Origin of the sequence: Burkholderia seminalis DSM 23518 (assembly GCF_902832885.1) — a bacterium.
Taxonomy (GTDB): domain Bacteria; phylum Pseudomonadota; class Gammaproteobacteria; order Burkholderiales; family Burkholderiaceae; genus Burkholderia; species Burkholderia seminalis.
This window is the reverse complement of record NZ_CADFDK010000002.1, coordinates 31584-47434: the sequence shown is the minus strand read 5'-3', so window position 1 is coordinate 47434 and position 15851 is coordinate 31584. Positions and strand designations below refer to the sequence as shown.

13 protein-coding genes are annotated in these 15851 nt (G+C 66.2%); 5 read left to right on the top strand and 8 right to left on the bottom strand.

The window, feature by feature from the left end; genetic code table 11:
- Window positions 1-13: 13 nt before the first annotated feature.
- On the bottom strand, window positions 14-1306 hold the full coding sequence (locus tag HWX00_RS06620) for an MASE1 domain-containing protein (protein ID WP_124670717.1): 1293 nt from the start codon (window positions 1304-1306) through the stop codon (window positions 14-16).
- A gap of 298 nt (window positions 1307-1604) precedes the next feature.
- Here HWX00_RS06620 and HWX00_RS06615 point away from each other — a divergent pair, with 298 nt between their 5' ends.
- Both HWX00_RS06615 and HWX00_RS06610 read left to right on the top strand, forming a co-directional pair.
- The gene (locus HWX00_RS06615; RefSeq protein ID WP_124670718.1) at window positions 1605-2561 is read left to right on the top strand and encodes an LAPAL motif-containing putative phage structural protein; all 957 of its coding nucleotides are present in this window, start codon (window positions 1605-1607) and stop codon (window positions 2559-2561) included.
- Window positions 2562-2604: 43 nt separating this feature from the next.
- Window positions 2605-3042 carry a GNAT family N-acetyltransferase gene (locus HWX00_RS06610; RefSeq protein WP_059556374.1) on the top strand — a complete coding sequence of 146 codons (438 nt, stop codon included), beginning with the start codon at window positions 2605-2607 and terminating at the stop codon, window positions 3040-3042.
- A 22-nt stretch (window positions 3043-3064) separates the two neighbouring features.
- Here the strand turns inward: HWX00_RS06610 and HWX00_RS06605 are convergent, their stop codons facing one another.
- The 4 genes from HWX00_RS06605 to HWX00_RS06590 all read right to left on the bottom strand — a co-directional run bounded on the left by HWX00_RS06605 (window position 3065) and on the right by HWX00_RS06590 (window position 8091).
- The gene (locus tag HWX00_RS06605) at window positions 3065-3895 is read right to left on the bottom strand and encodes a peptidylprolyl isomerase (RefSeq protein ID WP_049028225.1); all 831 of its coding nucleotides are present in this window, start codon (window positions 3893-3895) and stop codon (window positions 3065-3067) included.
- A gap of 170 nt (window positions 3896-4065) precedes the next feature.
- The gene (locus HWX00_RS06600; RefSeq protein WP_175027225.1) at window positions 4066-6000 is read right to left on the bottom strand and encodes an SMP-30/gluconolactonase/LRE family protein; all 1935 of its coding nucleotides are present in this window, start codon (window positions 5998-6000) and stop codon (window positions 4066-4068) included.
- Between the two features lie 465 nt (window positions 6001-6465).
- Entirely contained in the window at window positions 6466-7764 is a 1299-nt protein-coding gene (locus HWX00_RS06595; protein ID WP_059556376.1) for a dicarboxylate/amino acid:cation symporter, read from the bottom strand.
- A 159-nt stretch (window positions 7765-7923) separates the two neighbouring features.
- Window positions 7924-8091: a hypothetical protein gene (locus tag HWX00_RS06590; protein ID WP_175027224.1), complete on the bottom strand. Its 168-nt coding sequence runs from the start codon at window positions 8089-8091 to the stop codon at window positions 7924-7926.
- 266 nt (window positions 8092-8357) lie between these two features.
- On the opposite strand from HWX00_RS06590, the gene HWX00_RS06585 reads away from it, so the two are divergent.
- From HWX00_RS06585 to HWX00_RS06575, 3 genes are read left to right on the top strand one after another with little or no spacing between them, the layout of a single operon-like run.
- Entirely contained in the window at window positions 8358-9503 is a 1146-nt protein-coding gene (locus HWX00_RS06585) for a glycosyltransferase (protein WP_034189722.1), read from the top strand.
- A 5-nt stretch (window positions 9504-9508) separates the two neighbouring features.
- A complete protein-coding gene (locus HWX00_RS06580; protein ID WP_049031011.1) occupies window positions 9509-10069 on the top strand; it encodes a hypothetical protein in 561 nt (186 codons plus the stop codon).
- A gap of 24 nt (window positions 10070-10093) precedes the next feature.
- Window positions 10094-10828 (top strand): polysaccharide deacetylase family protein, encoded by a 735-nt coding sequence (locus HWX00_RS06575; protein WP_175027223.1) that lies wholly within the window; start codon window positions 10094-10096, stop codon window positions 10826-10828.
- Between the two features lie 106 nt (window positions 10829-10934).
- Here HWX00_RS06575 and thrS read toward each other — a convergent pair whose 3' ends face one another.
- The 3 genes from thrS to HWX00_RS06560 all read right to left on the bottom strand — a co-directional run bounded on the left by thrS (window position 10935) and on the right by HWX00_RS06560 (window position 15785).
- A complete protein-coding gene (gene thrS / locus HWX00_RS06570) occupies window positions 10935-12155 on the bottom strand; it encodes a threonine--tRNA ligase (RefSeq protein ID WP_175027222.1) in 1221 nt (406 codons plus the stop codon).
- Between the two features lie 546 nt (window positions 12156-12701).
- On the bottom strand, window positions 12702-14663 hold the full coding sequence (locus tag HWX00_RS06565; RefSeq protein WP_175027221.1) for an aconitase family protein: 1962 nt from the start codon (window positions 14661-14663) through the stop codon (window positions 12702-12704).
- A 66-nt stretch (window positions 14664-14729) separates the two neighbouring features.
- On the bottom strand, window positions 14730-15785 hold the full coding sequence (locus tag HWX00_RS06560; protein ID WP_226193700.1) for an alpha/beta hydrolase: 1056 nt from the start codon (window positions 15783-15785) through the stop codon (window positions 14730-14732).
- Window positions 15786-15851: the final 66 nt, after the last annotated feature.

The window sequence follows — 15851 nt, the reverse complement described above, 5'->3', positions numbered from 1 at the left end:
GACGCGTGCCCGCTCATTCGTCCGCCGGCCACACGCGCTCGATCTGCCAGACGCCCGCGACCACCGTCACGTCGACGTTCGAATCGAGCAGCGGCGCGCCGTGGTCGGTGACCGTCCGCGTGCCGCCGTCGCGCAGCACGATGCGCAGCGACAGCGACGCGCGGTCCTCGCCCGCGATCTCCGCGTTCCAGTAGTCGCTCAGTGCTTCGCGGTCGCCCGGCTGCACGCGTTCGAGCACGAGCGGCACGCTCGCGATCTGCGACGCGTCGACGCCGACGCCGAACACGCGCTCGACGTCGCCGCTCCAGTCGATCCGGCCCGACTCCGGATCGAGCACGTACGCGATCTGGCCGGCGCTCGCGAGCGCGAGCTCCATGTTGTTCTGCAGCACCGCCGCATGCTCGTGCACGCGTTCGCGGGTCGTCTTCAGCGTGCTGACCGCCAGCACCAGCAGCGATGCAACCGCGAGATAAAGCTGCGCTTCGAGCAGCGCGCTGCCGTAGTGTTCGTGGAACGACGAGAACGGGCCGTCGCCCTGCGCGGTCTGCTCGATCACGATCAGCGCGAGCACCAGCACCGACGACGAGCCCGCGCGGCCGCCGAGCAGCAGCGTGACCGCCACGGCCAGGAACAGCGGGACATAGGTGAGCGCGAAGCCGGCGCCCGTGCCGAATTTCCGCGACGTATCGCCGTCGAAGATGGCGAGCGCGACGAGCCCGAGCAGCGCGAACGCGACGATGCCGAGCATCAGGTCGAAGCGCTCGTGGTCGCCGGAGCGGTGCGCGCGAAAGCGCGACCACGACGCGAGCACCGGCGTGACCAGCAGCACGCCGACGAAATCGGACGCGGCCCACACCGACCACACGTCGAAGAACGACGCGCCCTTGACCGTCGTGTACCACGCCGCGCCGCCGATCGCGCCGACGACGCCCGCGATCAGCCCGGCGAGGATCACCGAGCGCAGGAAGTACAGCCCTTCGAGCGAGAAGCGCACGCGCTGCACGAGCCAGACGGCCAGCGCGGCCGCGCCGACCTCGTCGACCGTGAACAGCACGGCGTTGACGAGGCTGCCGTGTTCGATCGCGGTCAGCGCGAGCTGGCCGACGAGGAACGCGCCGGCCAGCGTCAGCCAGTCGCGCACCGGGCGCAGCATGAACGCGCCGACCGTCACGCCGGCCGGCAGCCAGATATAGCCCGTCAGCCGGACGGGGCCGTTGAACTCGTGCGAGATGTAGCCGGTCGCGAGATACAGCGCCGCCCAGAGCAGCGCGGCGACGAGCCCCGGCCGCGATCGTTTGGTGTCCATCGAGAATCCCTGTATGCCGCGCCTGCGGCCTGCAGGTGCGCGATGTGCGAATGATATGCGGACGGCGCGGGCCGGGGAATACCGGGGGCCGGCGGCGCCGGCGTGCCCGCAAGCCGGCGGTTGTGACCGGGAAGATATCGGAAAAGTTCGCGGGTGGCCGGATGCTGTCGGGACACGTCCGCGTGTCCCCCTGGCCGAATGGCCAAATTCGCGCATGGCAGGTCGTTCACCCCCATCATGAAAGACATCCGGAAGCACTCGTTTCGGGTATCGTCCCCCTTTCCAGCCCGCATTCGACATGACCACATGCAATGGAAACCGTCCCGGCCCGGCCGATCTCGGCCCCTTTGATGCCATGAGCCGATTTCGCGTCACGTACGACGGCCCCGCGCTCGAATCGTCCGAGATGGACGTGCGCGAACTCGCGCCCGCGCTGCTTGCATTCGGCGATTTGCTCGACGCGTCGACGCGTGCACTGTGCGGCGATCAGGTTCGGCCGCAAGTGAATGTGCGCGGCAGCTTCAAGACCGGCAGCTTCGGCATCGACTTCACGCTCGCGACCTCGTTGCTCGGCCGCATGCGCGACATGCTGAGCGGCAACGAAGGCACGGCGCTCGCCAATGCGGTCACGATCCTGACGGCGCTCGGCATCGCCGCGCCCAAGACGAGCAAGGGGCTTTTCGCCGTCCTCAAGTGGCAGCGCGGACGCGAGATCCGGCACGTGCGGGTGCAGGACCACGGCGCGGTGCTGCAGGTCGACGGCGACGAACTCGAGATCGACCTGCCCGTCCTCACGCTGTTGCGCGACGTCCGCGTTCGCCACGCAACCGCGCAGGTCCTTGCGCCGCTCGCGCACGAAGGCATCGAGATGTTCGCGGCCGGCACCGATACGCAAGTGTTCGAGACGGTCGCCCGCCACGAAATTGCGTGGTTTCACGCGCCCGAGCCAGCCGATGCGCTCCTGCTCGACGAGCATCGCAAGATGGCGTTCTCGATCGTGTCGCTCGCGTTCAAGGACGACAACAAATGGCGGCTGCACGACGGCACGTCGACGATTCATGCGGCGATCACGGATGCCGGCTTCCTGTCGCGCGTGAACAACAGCCAGATCAGTTTCAGCAAGGGGGACGTGCTCGTCTGCAATGTCCGCATGCAGCAATGGCAAACTTCGGACGGGGCAAAAACCGAATACGAAGTCACGGATGTCCTCGAACATCGTCCGGCCGGCCGGCAGATTCAGTTGCCCGGCCTGTGATCCGCGTCGCCGCTCCAATGCCCAACGCAATCCGTCATCCATCATGAAAACGGCGATCGATCTGCGTCCTGCCTCCGCCGCCGACCTCCCCTTCCTGCTGACGCTCCGTCGACTGACGATGACCGAGCACCTGCAGCGGGTCGGCGCGCCGACCGACGACGCAGCGCACGACCAGCGCATCCGCGCCCACTTCGAAGACGCGATGATCGTCTGCGAAGGTGCCGCCGCGATCGGCCTGCTGAAGGTGACGCGCACCGCCGTCGAGTGGCACGTCCACCAGATCCAGATCCTCCCCGCGCACCAGGGCCGCGGCATCGGCGAGGCCGTGCTGCGCGCCTTGCTGGCCGACGCCGCACGCGAGCACGTGCCGGTCTCGCTGAGCGTGCTGCACGGTAACCCGGCGCGAAGGCTCTACGAACGGCTCGGCTTCCGGCTCGCGTCGGAAACCGCCACGAGCGCGAATCTGATCTGGCGCGCATGACGCGCGCGATATCGCCGCCGCATTACTGCGTGATCTTCGCGTCCTTCAGCAGATCGCCGATCATCTGCGCGCTCGCCTTCTCGACCGCGATCGCCTGCAGCTGCTGCTGAAGTCCCGGCTTCGCGGCCTCGAAACCCGGCACCTGCGTCGGCCGCTTCGCATCCAGCTTCACGATCGCCCGCACACCGTCGACCGGAATCGAATCCTTGGTCGTCGCGCCGACGGCCAGTTTCTCGAGCGCCTGCGCGACCGGCAGCGGCAACCCGCCCGTCTTGCCTTCCGCCGCCGGCGTGTTGAAGCTCACCCAAGGCAGCTCGCCGCCGCTGTCGCGGCTCGGCGCCATGCTGTACTGCCGCGCGAGCCCGTCGAACGACTTGCCCGCTTTCAGTTCGCTCAGCACGGTCGCGGCCGTCACCGGATCCTTGACGACGATCACGCGCGGCTTGTATTCGCTCTTGCCGAGCGTCGCGACGAGTGCGTCGTAGCGCGCCTTCACCTGCTCGTCGGTCACCGGCTCGGGCTTCACGTTGTCGCGCAGGTACAGCTGCACCTCGGCCGTCACCTTCGCCTGCTGCACCGCCGCCTTGACCTCGGGCTTGTCGCCGTAGTTCGCCTTTTCGGCGGCCTGTTGCACCAGCACGCGCGTGATCAGCTGGTTCTTGATCGCCTGCCGGACCTGCGGCGAGTCGGGTTGCCCGGACGCACGCAGCAGCGTATCGACGTCGGCCTGCGTGATCGGCGTGCCGTTGACGGTCGCGACGGTCGCGGCCGTCTGCGCGTGAACAGGGCCGCACAGTGCGCCGGCCAGCGCGGCAATCAGCACCAGGCGGTTCGGTGTCGTCTTCATCTTCATCGTTATCGTCGCTTCGAGCGTAAGAAGCGCGGCATGGAGCGCCGCGCCGGTTCATCGTGCACGCACACGCAGCGCCTGCGTGTGCCGCTGTCATTGTGCACGGAACCGCGTTTCCGCGTCGGGAGGTTGGGGAATGCCGCGCCGCGCAACGCGGCCGCACGCCCGGCACATCAAGGCGTCCAGCGGTACACGGTGATGCTGTTCCCCTTCACGTTGTTCTTCATCACCACGTACTCGCCGTTCGATCGACGGTACGCGCGGAGGCTGTACATCGCGTCGATCGCGCTGCTCGTATCGACCGTCGCGGGGCTCGCATTGACCAGCGTGGTGTCGAGATTGCCGGTGGCGAGGTTGAACGCGTCGACGTTCGGCCACAGCGGTCCGCTGCTGCTGAACCAGTAGCCGACGAACAGATGATTGCCGACCGCGTCGATCGATTTGGCGCCGCTGTGCGGAAGCATGATCACCGGATCGGGCTTCGTCGTGTTGCCCGCGCTCCAGCCGTGGTACACCTCGACGCGCGTGCCGATCGACGTCCAGTCGTTGCTGCCGGGCGCACCCTGCGCGAGCACCATCGTGTCGCTGTCCGCGAGATAGACGATGCGCGTCAGCGGCAGGATGCTGGCCGGAATGCGCGTCGCGACACCCGGCCCCCACGACGGCTTGCCGTTCGCGTCGAAGCCGGTCAGCGGGTAATGCGTGATCGCGCCGGTCTTGTCGAGGCCCGCCCACACGCCGCCCTTGCTGTCGATGCTGAAGCCGCTCGTCACGCGCTGCGTCGTGTTGAATGCGGGGCCCGGAATCGAGCCGTCCGGAATCGCGACATAGCCGTTCGCCGCGTTGAAATGGTAGAAGTAGAAGACCGGCGGATTCTGGCCGGCTGCGACGAGAATCCGGTTCGTGCCCACCGACGTGAGCAGACCGAAGTGTTCGTCGCGCTGCGTGTCGCTCATGTTGATGCGCGGGTCCGCCGGGTACGCGAACGGATCGACGGTGTTCGCGACGAACTTGCCGCCCGCGGTGCCGCTGTACACGTGCGTGCCGCCATAGAACAGCGCGCCGTCCGTGACGGGATCCGGCGCGGCGATGCCTTCGAAATTCAACGACTGCAGCGTATAACGCAGGCTCCCGGTGCTGCTGTACGCATGAATGTCGGTCGCGCCGTTGCGGCCGAGATCCCAGCTGCCGCCCCACGGATTGTTGAGCACGTACAGGTTGCCGCCGGTGTCCTTGCCGATCCCGACGATGCGCGTGAAGCGCTGCGCGCCGACCTGCCCCTTGATGCCCGTCGTCGTGTCGAGATAGCCGCCGCGCACGCCGAACGTGCCGACCAGCGCCGGTCGGCCCGCCACCGTATAGCGCTTGATGTTCTGGTCGGGGCCTTCGTCGCCCGCCAGCAGCTGGCCGGCCGCCGCATCGAAATACAGCGCCGACGGCCGCGACCCGGTCGGCATCCGGATCGTGTTCAGCAACGCGCCCGCCGGGCTGAAGCCGACGATCGAGCCCGCGCTCTTCTGGGCGACCCACACGTTGCCCGCACCGTCCACCGCGAGCGCGCCCGGCGCCGACACGTCGATGTCCCGCTGCCACACGCCGTCGGTGGTGAATACGCGCACGCGATTGCCGTAGAAGTCGCTGGCATAGAGCAGCGAACCGGCCGTCGCGAGCCCGGTGACGACGTCGATGCGCGGCTGGTTGGTCGCCGCGCTGATCTGGATCACGCGGTCGCGATATTTCGTCGCGCGGTTGTAGCGCCCCACCGCGCCGCTGCCGTACGTCTTGCCGGGCTGCAGCGCGACGAAGAGCGACGTCGCGTTGCCGGTGATCGCGCTGCCCTGGAATTCCGAATGCGTGCCGATCGAGCCGATGCTCTTGCCGTTCTGGTAGATCGCCACACCGCCTTCATCCTCGTCCCACATCGACGCGGTATAGATCACGCCTTCGGGCGCGACCCACATCGCGCGCGCGACGTTGCCGACGTGCGCCGCGAGCGTACCGTAGGTGTTCGCCAGCCAGTCGGTGGTATTACCCGCGTGCGCGGCCGGCACAATCGCGGCGATCGCCGCGGCAACAAGCGCAGCCTGGATTCGTTTGCTGGCGACCATGACGGTTGCTCTCCTGAATGATGCAGACATTCACCTGAGGGACCGGCCGGCCAGATGGCTTGAAATCCGCAATGCGTAAATTCTTCCCGTGAATCATCCGGCGCAATCGGTATTACGTACGGCATGCGTTCGATAATGAGCAGGGCGAGAATAGCGTTATATAAATCGAAAAAAATTGCGGTCCGCTCGTGCTTGCGGCAAGCACGAGTGTGCGACAGTGAATGTTCACTTACGCACCAGCACGGGAATGGGGAGAATCGGGCGTTCGCCTGCGGGAATATCGCCGCTCGTCCAGCGGCGACCGATTGAAACGGCAAACGCTTTTAGCGGAGAATCGAAAAAGGCCGCCGAACGCGGCGCAAAATCACTGCACAAAACAAATCGCCGGCCAGAATCCGTCGCGAATCCTGGCCGGCGATTGTCATCGACTGCGGATCAGGCAACGCGTCGCCGCGCTGCCATGCATCATGCCGATGTCTCCCGCACCTTTACCTCGGTTACCGTGCCGGCGTCCGAATCATTGTCGTCGCGCGGTTCGCCGAGTTGCCCTTCCCACTTCGCGACCACCGCGGCCGCGATCGAGTTGCCGACCGCGTTGGTGGCCGAGCGCCCCATGTCGAGGAACATGTCGACGCCCATGATCAGCAGCAACCCGGCTTCGGGCAGGTTGAACTGGTTGAGCGTCGCCGCGATCACGACCAGCGACGCGCGCGGCACGCCGGCCATCCCCTTCGACGTCACCATCAGCATCAGCAGCATCGTGATCTGCGTGCCCAGCGGCAGATGAATGCCGTACACCTGGGCGATGAACAGCACCGCGAACGTGCAGTACATCATCGAGCCGTCGAGGTTGAACGAATACCCGATCGGCAGCACGAAGCTCGAGATCTTGCGGTTCACGCCGAAGCGGTCGAGCGCGTCCAGCAGCTTCGGATACGCGGCCTCGGAACTCGCCGTCGCGAACGACAGCAGGAACGGCTCGCGAATCAGCCGGATCAGCGTGAACGCACGCTTGCCGAGGAACGTCACGCCGGCGAGCGTCAGCACGCCCCACAGCAGCGCGAGCGCCAGATAGAAGCTCGCCATGAACTTCGCGAACGTCAGCAGGATGCCGAGCCCTTCGGTCGTGATCGTCGACGCGAGCGCCGCGAACACCGCGACCGGCGCAAACCACATCACCGCGCCCGTCACCTTCAGCATCACCTGCGCGAGATCCTCGATCACGCCAGTCAGGCGCTTGCCCGCGTCGCCGAGCGCGGACAGCGCGGTGCCAAAGAAGATCGAGAACACGACGATCTGCAGGATTTCGTTGTTCGCCATCGCCTCGGCGATCGACTTCGGCACCAGGTGGACCACGAAGTCCTTCAGCGTGAAGGCGCCCGTCTTCAGGTTGAGGGCCGCATCGGAAGGCGGCAGCGGCAGGCTCAGGTGGCTGCCCGGCTGCAGGATCGTCGCGGTCAGCAGGCCGAGCAGCAGCGACGTGAACGACGCGATGAAGAACCAGCCGAACGCCTTGACGCCCACACGGCCCACCGCGCTGCCGTCGCCCATCTGCGCAATGCCGACGGTCAGCGTCGCGAAGACCAGCGGTGCGATGATCATCTTGATCAAGCGCAGGAATACATCAGACAGCAACGACACGTAACCGGCGACTTCCTTCGCCATCTTCGGGTCGGGAAACGCGCTGTGGCATGCATAACCCACGGCGATACCAAGCATCATCGCAATGACGATGTACTTGGTAATGTTGTGCTTCTTCTTCATTAGTAATCCAAATCACAAAACGTATGTTGCTAACGGCTGGCAAATCATTCGCGTCCGGCTGCGAATCGGAACCTGTGTGGCCACGCGGGCGACCAGTCCGCCCTGGCGGTCGCCAGGGCGGACAAGGGGGGCATTCTAACGCAAATGGCGCACCGGCTTTCAAATCTGAAAGCGGCGCCGGTTGATCTGTGTCCGGATGTCGCCGGCAAAACAGGTTTTGTCGCGATCCAGCACACCCCTGGCGAGGGCCGGCCGGCGTGGAACAGCCCGGCCGAGCGGCGAGAAATCGGTCGGCGCCGCCGTGGCAAACGGGTTGCGCGCACGCACGCGTCAGCGCCACGCTCCGCGCGGGCGGCCGAGACGGTCAAGCGATCGCGACACATTCTCACAAAGATGCGCAGACCTCGACACTACGATACGTAAACGATATGTAATATTTGGAAATGATTCGCGTTGGCGCCATGTCCGGGCGTCGATCCGCGATCGCGAGCCGCAAACGCGGCACCGTGTTCGAGTCATTGCTCCCGACGGGTTGAGCCATTCATTTCATCAGTAGTCCTTTTAATGGACGATCGAGGAAAAGCGGCATCGTGATGAACATTCTGTACACCAACTTCCACGGCGACTACGGCGGCGGCCAGGATACCTACGTACGCGATCTCGCCGCCGCGATGAGCCGGCATCACCGCGTGACCGTCGCGTCGCCGGCGGGAAGCCGCCTGTCGCGTCTGTTGAAGGACAGCCCCGACGTGGCCATCTTCGACATGGAATTCAAGCCGCGCTGGAACCGGCTGTGCCAGGAAATCGTCCGGCTGCGCCGGCGCATCGTCGCCGAGCGCTTCGACGTCATTCACGTGAACGGGTCCGCCGACCACCGGCAGGTCATGCTCGCGCTGCTCGGGTGCCGCTACCGGCCCGCGGTCGTGCTCACCAAGCACAACACCTATCGGGCCGACAGTTTCGGCAACCTGCTGCGCGCACGGCTCGCCACCGACCACACCATCGCGGTCAGCGACTATGTCGCGAGCATGCTCGCGCTGCGTTCGCCGTATGGAAACGTCACGGTCGTGAAGCACGGCGTGCGCCGCCCGGCCGCCGAACGGCTGGCCGGCGACGAAATCCGCCGCCGCAAGATCGCGCTGTTCGGGCCGTCCGGCGCGGACGCAATCGTGCTGGGCAGCAGCGCCGGCACCGCGCCGGAGAAAGGCTGGATGGACCTGATCGCGGCGCTGGGCCGGCTGCCCGAAAGCGAGCGCGAGCGGTTTCGCGTGCTGCTGGTCGGCGCGGAGCCGTCCGGCGAGCAGCGCGAACAGATCGCGCGGCACGGCATGGCGTCGCGCACCGCGTTCACAGGTCGCCTCGACGACGTACGGGCGCCGTTCGCGATCGTCGACGTGTCGTTCGTGCTGTCGTACCACGAGAGCCTGTCGTACGCGTGCCGCGAAGCGATGTCGCTCGGCTGCCCCGCGATCGTCACACGCGTGGGCGGGCTGCCCGAGAACGTCGAGCCGGGCATCGACGGCTGGGTCGTCCCGCCGCGCGAGCCCGAGGCGATCGAGGCCATCTTGCGCGCGATCGTGCGCGAACCCGGCTGCGTCCGTTCGATGGGGCGCAGCGCGCGGCTGAAAGGCAAGCGCGAGTTCTCGTTCGACACCTTCGTCGACGCGACGCTGTCCGTCTATCAGAAATCGATTCGACACAACCCCTACCGCTGGGCGACATCCATGAGGTCCGCTTGATGGCAATGAATATCTGGAAGAAGTACTGGGATTTGCGGACGCAGGAATGTCCGTGCGACGTGCACTTCGTCGAATGGCTGGAATCCGTGCGTCTCAGGGGCGTACGCATCTATCACTTCGGCACCGGCGGCCATCACCATGTCGGCATGGAATGCGCGCGGCCGCACCTGAACAACACCGTTTTCGGCGTGACGGCATCGCCGAAGGAATACAAGTCGTACGTCGAGCTCGTCACGCGGCAACCGGAGATCAGCAAGACCTACCTCGCGTATTTCGGCGACATCTATACGAGCAATTCGGGCCTGCTGCCGGCATTCGACGTCGTCACGCTGTTCCATCTGTGCGAATTTCGCGACGAGTCGAACAGCCGTTATGGCGCGAAAACGGACGAAGAGGTGCTCGACCTGTTCGCACGCCATACCGCGCCCAATGGTCACCTGTTGTTCTACAAGGGCTCGTCGGCATACCGCAAGGCCGAGCCGATCATCGCGCAGTGGGCGGCAAACGCCGATTTCGTCGAGATCGGCGACTTCAAGACCCTGCGGATCTTCCGCAAGGCCGCGTAACGCCGCGTTTTTCCCGGGCTGCCGATGTTTCTTTCCGCCACGCGCCATCCGATCCTGATGTATCACCAGATACGCCCGTTGCCGCCGCCGGCCGACCGGCTACGCGGCCTGAGCGTCGCACCGGACGCGTTCCGCCGCCAGATGACGCTGTTCAAGCGGCTCGGCTACCGCGGGCTGAGCGTGCGTGAACTGCGGCCGTATCTGCGCGGCGAGCGCAGCGGCAAGGTCTTCGGCATTTCGTTCGACGACGGTTTTCGCAACGTACTGACCCATGCGATGCCGGTGCTCGACGCGCTCGGGTTCACCGCGACCTGCTATTTCGTCGCCGGCCGCTTCGGCGGCCAGAACGACTGGGATGCGGCTGACGACACCGCGCGCTCACCGCTGATGACATGCGAGGACATGCTCATGTGGCGCGACCATGGCCATGAAGTCGGCTCGCATACGCTCGATCACGTCGCGCTGTCGCAGGTGCCCGGGTTCGAGTCGGATCATCAGGTAAGCGAGTCGAAGCGGCGCCTCGAGGCATTGAGCGGCCAGCCCGTCGAATCGTTCTGCTACCCGTACGGCGACCTAGATGCGCGGGTACGCGACCAGGTCGCGGACGCCGGATACGACAATGCGACGACGACCCGGCGCGGATGTGCCGGCGCGGCCGACGATCCGTTCCTGCTGCCGCGGATTCCGGTCGCGGGCGGTGTCGGGGCCGCCCGGCTGTGGCTCAAGTGCGTGAAGGCGCGGGTCATCGCACGCGGGTAGCACGGCGCCGTCGCCGGCACCCGCATCGATACGCGAGCCGCTCACCACGACGGCGATCGGCCCGCCCATCCAACGCGTTCTTCACATGGACGGGCCTGCCGACGGGTCAAACCGGCGAGCGAAACACACGCGTCGCGGAGGGTGCACGCACATGCCGCTTCAGGTACGCAAGCGCAGCGTCGATCGACAGCACGTGCTGCTCCCCGTTCCTCATCCGCAGCGACACCTCGCCGGCCAGCGCTTCCTTCCGCCCGGCCACCGCGACGATCGGCGCAGCGAGTTCCCGCGCGTCGAAGATCTTGCGCGGCAAGCGCTCGGCACGGAAATCCCGCAGCACCCGGCAGCCGATGTCCTCGAACGCGAACGCCGTGTTGTCCGCAAATGCGCGTTCGTCCTGCCCGATGTTCGCGACGACGATCTGGTCGGGGGCCAGCCACGTCGGCAACCATCCCTCGTAATGCTCGAGCAGGATGCCGATGAACCGCTCGAGGCTGCCCAGCACCGCGTGATGCAGCATGACGGGCGTCGCGCGCACGCCGTCTTCCGCGACATAGGTTGCGCCAAGCCGCTCCGGCAACACGAAGTCGAGCTGGATCGTCCCGCACTGCCACTTCCGCCCCTGACGGTCGAGCAGGTGAAACTCGAGTTTGGGGCCGTAGAACGCGCCTTCCCCGGGCAGCATCGCGAAATCCAGGCCGGCCGCTCGGGCGGCGGACGCCAGCATCGCTTCCGCCCGATCCCAGACCGCATCGTCGCCCGCGCGAACCGCCGGCCTCGTCGACAGCGCGACGTCGAACCCGTCGAACCCGAAGTCCGCGTAGATCGTCTTCAGCAGCACGCAGAATCGCGCGACTTCGACCTCGACCTGATCGGGCAGGCACAGCACATGCGCATCGTCCTGCGTGAAGGCGCGGGCGCGCATCAGCCCGTGCAGCGCGCCCGACGGCTCCGCGCGGTGCACCGCGCCGAATTCCGCGTAGCGGACCGGCAGGTCGCGATACGAACGAACGCCCTTCCTGAAGAGCTGCACATGGCACGGGCAGCTCATCGGCTTGAGGCAGTATGGGTGGCTGTCGCTCTCGAGCGAGAACATGTTCTTCCCGAACTTCTCCCAGTGGCCGCTCTGCTCCCACAGGCCGCGCGACACGATCTGCGGTGTCCTGACTTCGGCGAAGCCGGCTTGCCGCATCCTGGCGCGGATGTATTCCTCGACGGTCCGGTAAAGGACCATGCCGCGCGGATGCCAGAAGATGGCGCCCGGACTTTCATCCTGCTGGTGAAACAGATCGAGTCTGCTGCCAAGCACTCGATGATCGAAATCGTCCATCACGTTCTCCGTTGACTGGGGTGCCGGTCGAACGGAGCATGAAAAAAGCCCCGTCCGTTGCCGGCGGGGCTCCTGGGGATGATGTGACGCATGAATCTACGACGTGCAACCTCCCCCCCGGCCCGCCGTTGGCGGTCGTGGTGGTGGTCGTGGTGGTCGTGACGAAACGTGCGTTCATGGGGTGAATCTAGTCAACCTCGTGCGGCCTGTCAATCATGCGTTCGAATCGCGATGCGTTACGCGCGCCGCCCGCCGGTTCGGTATCGCGACAGCAAATCCTCACGCGCGTATGTTCGCCGCCTCACGACGACATGGCGGGCGGTAACCCCGATCGAGTGCCGGTTGCGTCTAATCCCGACCTCACTCGCAACGCAACGCCTCCCATGGATCTCCACCATTTCATGGCGGCGCTGCGCGGCGCCTGGCATGTCGACATACACGCGCCCAGCCGTACCCACACCATCGCGCGATCCACGGTCGACTCGATGCCGGCGTTCAACGCCCCCGTCGAAACCGCACGCTTCAACCGCGAAGAAGCCGCTTTGCTCACGCGGCGTGCAGCGCGCGCAGCGCTTCGAACGTCACGATACGGCCGGCCAGCGCGCTCGCGGCAACCGTGTACGGACTGGCCAGCCATACGTCCCCGGGGCCGGAGCGCCCCGGAAAATTGCGGTTGATCGCACTGATCGTCACATCGTCCTTGGTGGCCGATTGACCCGGCCCGCAGTTCGCGCACGCACCGCAGCCCGGCATCACGAGCGTCACGCCGGCCTGCTCGAACGTGGGAAGATAGCCGCGTTCCGCGCAGTATTCGCGCACGTGCATCGTGCCGAACTGCAGGAACAAGCGTGTCGTCGGTGCCACGCGCATGCCGCGATCGACGCCCCACCGCAGCACTTCGTGATAAAAGTCGAAGTCCGCCTGCTTGCCGGCCGTGCACGATCCGCCGTAAGCCACGTCGATCGCGACGTTATCGGCCAGCCCGCTCACCGCGACACCGTTGCTCGGGTCGCCCGGTCGCGCCAGCATCGGCTCGATCTCGCGCGCATCGATGTGGATCACGTCGCGGTAGACGGCATCGGGGTCGCTTCTCATCCACGGCTCGAGCACGAAGTCCACGCCGCGACGTTCTTTCAGGAACGCAACGGTCCGTGCATCGGGTTCGACGATCCCCGTGAACCCGCCCAGTTCGGCGACCATGTTCGTCAGCGTCGCGCGCTCGTCGACCGGCAACGCGCGCACGGCTGAACCGCCGTATTCAAATACCAGGCCAATCGCGCCGCCGGAGCGGATCTCGTCCATCTGCAGCAGATAGAGCACGATGTCTTTCGCCGTCACGCCGGGACGCAGCGCGCCGTCAACCTCGATCCGCAACGTTTCCGGAATCCGGCAGCGAACATAACCCGTGACCCAACTGTTGGCGATCTCGGTGGCGCCGGCGCCGAATGCCAGGCTACCCAACGCACCGGCGTGCGGCGTATGCGAATCGGTGCCCGCGACGATCTGCCCCGGCAACGCGTACTGCTCCGCCATCATCGAATGGCAAATGCCTTCCGAGCCGGGCGCGTCCGGCAACGCACCGTGTGCGCGCACCGGGTAATCGCGTGCGAATTCGCTGTGCCCGGCGACGAGATTCGCGATCCCGGGCAGCAGCCCGTCTCTCACGTGCGGAATGCTCTGCCGCGCAAGTGCGAGATGATCGTGGAACGCGATGATGCGGTCCGGATCGTGCAGCTCCGCCGGTTTGCCGAACGCTCGGTGCATCAGATACGCACACATGCCGGTGAAGTAGTCGTGGCTGAAGCGCCAGTCCGCGGCGACGAAAACGCCGTCTCCTCGCGATGCCCCCTGCATTTCCGGATGAAGGTGGCGTGCGAGAATCTTCTCGACGAGCGTACGCGGCCCGTGCGCCGCGCCCGCGCCCCCGTCGGCCGGCACGGTGCGCTCGTCCGCGTTCGGCCATCGGACGGTCTTGCTGTAGGCGAGCAGCCCGCCGCTGCGGATAATCCGTTGCGTGAGCGCATCCCGGCCCTGCAGGAACACGTCGATCGGGATCGCTTCACCCGCGAGCAGGCGGTCCAGCACGGAGAAATCGGTCGTGGTGAGGATGCCGATGTTGTCGCAGTTCTGCTGGTAGATCCGCTCGAAGCTTTCCGCGACGATCAGGCGGATGCCGGCCGACAGTTCGGCCAGCGGTGCCGATTCGCGCGACGAGCCCTTGCCGTATCGCTTGCCGGCCACGGTCACCTGGAAGCCGCCGTCACGCACCGCGTGATTCCCGATCGGTAAGCGGCCGCCCGCCTTGAAGCCGACGTACGGAAACTCGCCGAGCCGCTCGTCGTAGGTCAGCATGACGGTGACCGGCGTGATCTCGTCGGTCGACACGTCATCGCGCAACGCACCGGCCTCCTGCCGCGTCAGCGCGCGCCCCGCGAACTGCGCATCGATCGTGTCCGGATCGCGAGTCAGGTACAACACCTTCCCCGTCAGTCGAAACGTATCTTCCATAAGTGCTCCTCGGTTGCATTCGGTCATCGGTGGCGCCGGGCAGTCCACGCTGTCGGCGGCGGTCGCTCACGGGTCGGCGTGGGGCAGGCGTACGGCAAGCCATGCCTGCACCATCGCGGCGATCCGGTCGGAATTGCGGTCCAGCATCAGCATGTGGGAGTTGCCATGGATACCGTGCGCGGGCAGCGACAGCGTTTCCAATCGCCCGCCCTGCTCCGCCAGCGCCCGCTCGTAGCGCAACGACACGCGGGTCAAACCACGCCAGAACGCCGATCCGTCCAGGTTGTCACCCCATACGAACAATTGTGGGATCGCGGCGATGGCGTGCAGGTCGGCCTGTTTCGTGTCGGGCATACCGGTCGGCTCGAGCGCGACGATGGCGCGGATCTTGTCGGGTGCGTGCAATGCGGCCACGAACGCAAAATTCGCGGCCTGGCTGTGCGCGATGACGACGCACGGGCATACGCGCTGCACGAGCGCGTCGTAGGCGGCCTGGGTCAATGCGTCGTTGGTGGCCCAGCGCGGCACGAACTGCTTGCTGAACGCATCGAAAGCGTCGACCGGAAACTGCGACTCCGGGTAGGCCGCGCGCGACGCCGGCGTATCCGAATAGGACGGCCCGATCCTGAAGAGCAGCCATGCTTCCCGCTTCGACCGGAAGAACGGCTCGTCCGGATAGAGATCCGGGTAACGCGCCCACGACGCCCGCCCGCGCTCCACGGCATCGCTGACATACACGTCGTAGCCCGCGCGCAGGAAGGCCATCTGCCAGCCGTCGCGCCCGTCCGGCGTCGTCTCCCAGTTCACGCCGGTCAGGCCGCCGCCGTGCCACAACAACACGGGCAACGCCTTGCGCGGATGGGCGAGCTTCACGTACTGCACATACATCTGGCCGACTTCGAACGTGCCGTTCGGGTCGACGACGGTCGGCGGCGCCCCGGGCGAGAATACGATGCTGCGCGACGGCAGGCCGGACAGCACTGCCGCATGTCCGCCGATATGGAAACTGCCGATCGACGCGACCTCCAGCGTGCGCGCATCGCTGCGATACGTCGCCGTGGAATCGGCCGGCGTGTCGGCACAGCCCGTCAGCGTCAGACAGCCGGTCGCCGCGATCGACATCGCACCAAGCCACCGCATGCACGCGGCGAGCGCCGTTCGCATGCGGTGCGCCCGCCGGTCGATATC

Bases quoted from the DNA above. Each gene is read 5' to 3' on its own strand.
- HWX00_RS06600 (WP_175027225.1), bottom strand. From the start codon at position 6,000: ATGGTCGCCAGCAAACGAATCCAGGCTGCGCTTGTTGCCGCGGCGATC.
- HWX00_RS06575 (WP_175027223.1), top strand. From the start codon at position 10,094: ATGTTTCTTTCCGCCACGCGCCATCCGATCCTGATGTATCACCAGATA.
- HWX00_RS06585 (WP_034189722.1), top strand. From the start codon at position 8,358: ATGAACATTCTGTACACCAACTTCCACGGCGACTACGGCGGCGGCCAG.
- HWX00_RS06565 (WP_175027221.1), bottom strand. From the start codon at position 14,663: ATGGAAGATACGTTTCGACTGACGGGGAAGGTGTTGTACCTGACTCGC.
- HWX00_RS06610 (WP_059556374.1), top strand. From the start codon at position 2,605: ATGAAAACGGCGATCGATCTGCGTCCTGCCTCCGCCGCCGACCTCCCC.
- HWX00_RS06580 (WP_049031011.1), top strand. From the start codon at position 9,509: ATGAATATCTGGAAGAAGTACTGGGATTTGCGGACGCAGGAATGTCCG.
- thrS (WP_175027222.1), bottom strand. From the start codon at position 12,155: ATGGACGATTTCGATCATCGAGTGCTTGGCAGCAGACTCGATCTGTTT.
- HWX00_RS06615 (WP_124670718.1), top strand. From the start codon at position 1,605: ATGACCACATGCAATGGAAACCGTCCCGGCCCGGCCGATCTCGGCCCC.
- HWX00_RS06595 (WP_059556376.1), bottom strand. From the start codon at position 7,764: ATGAAGAAGAAGCACAACATTACCAAGTACATCGTCATTGCGATGATG.
- HWX00_RS06620 (WP_124670717.1), bottom strand. From the start codon at position 1,306: ATGGACACCAAACGATCGCGGCCGGGGCTCGTCGCCGCGCTGCTCTGG.
- HWX00_RS06605 (WP_049028225.1), bottom strand. From the start codon at position 3,895: ATGAAGATGAAGACGACACCGAACCGCCTGGTGCTGATTGCCGCGCTG.
- HWX00_RS06560 (WP_226193700.1), bottom strand. From the start codon at position 15,785: ATGTCGATCGCGGCGACCGGCTGTCTGACGCTGACGGGCTGTGCCGAC.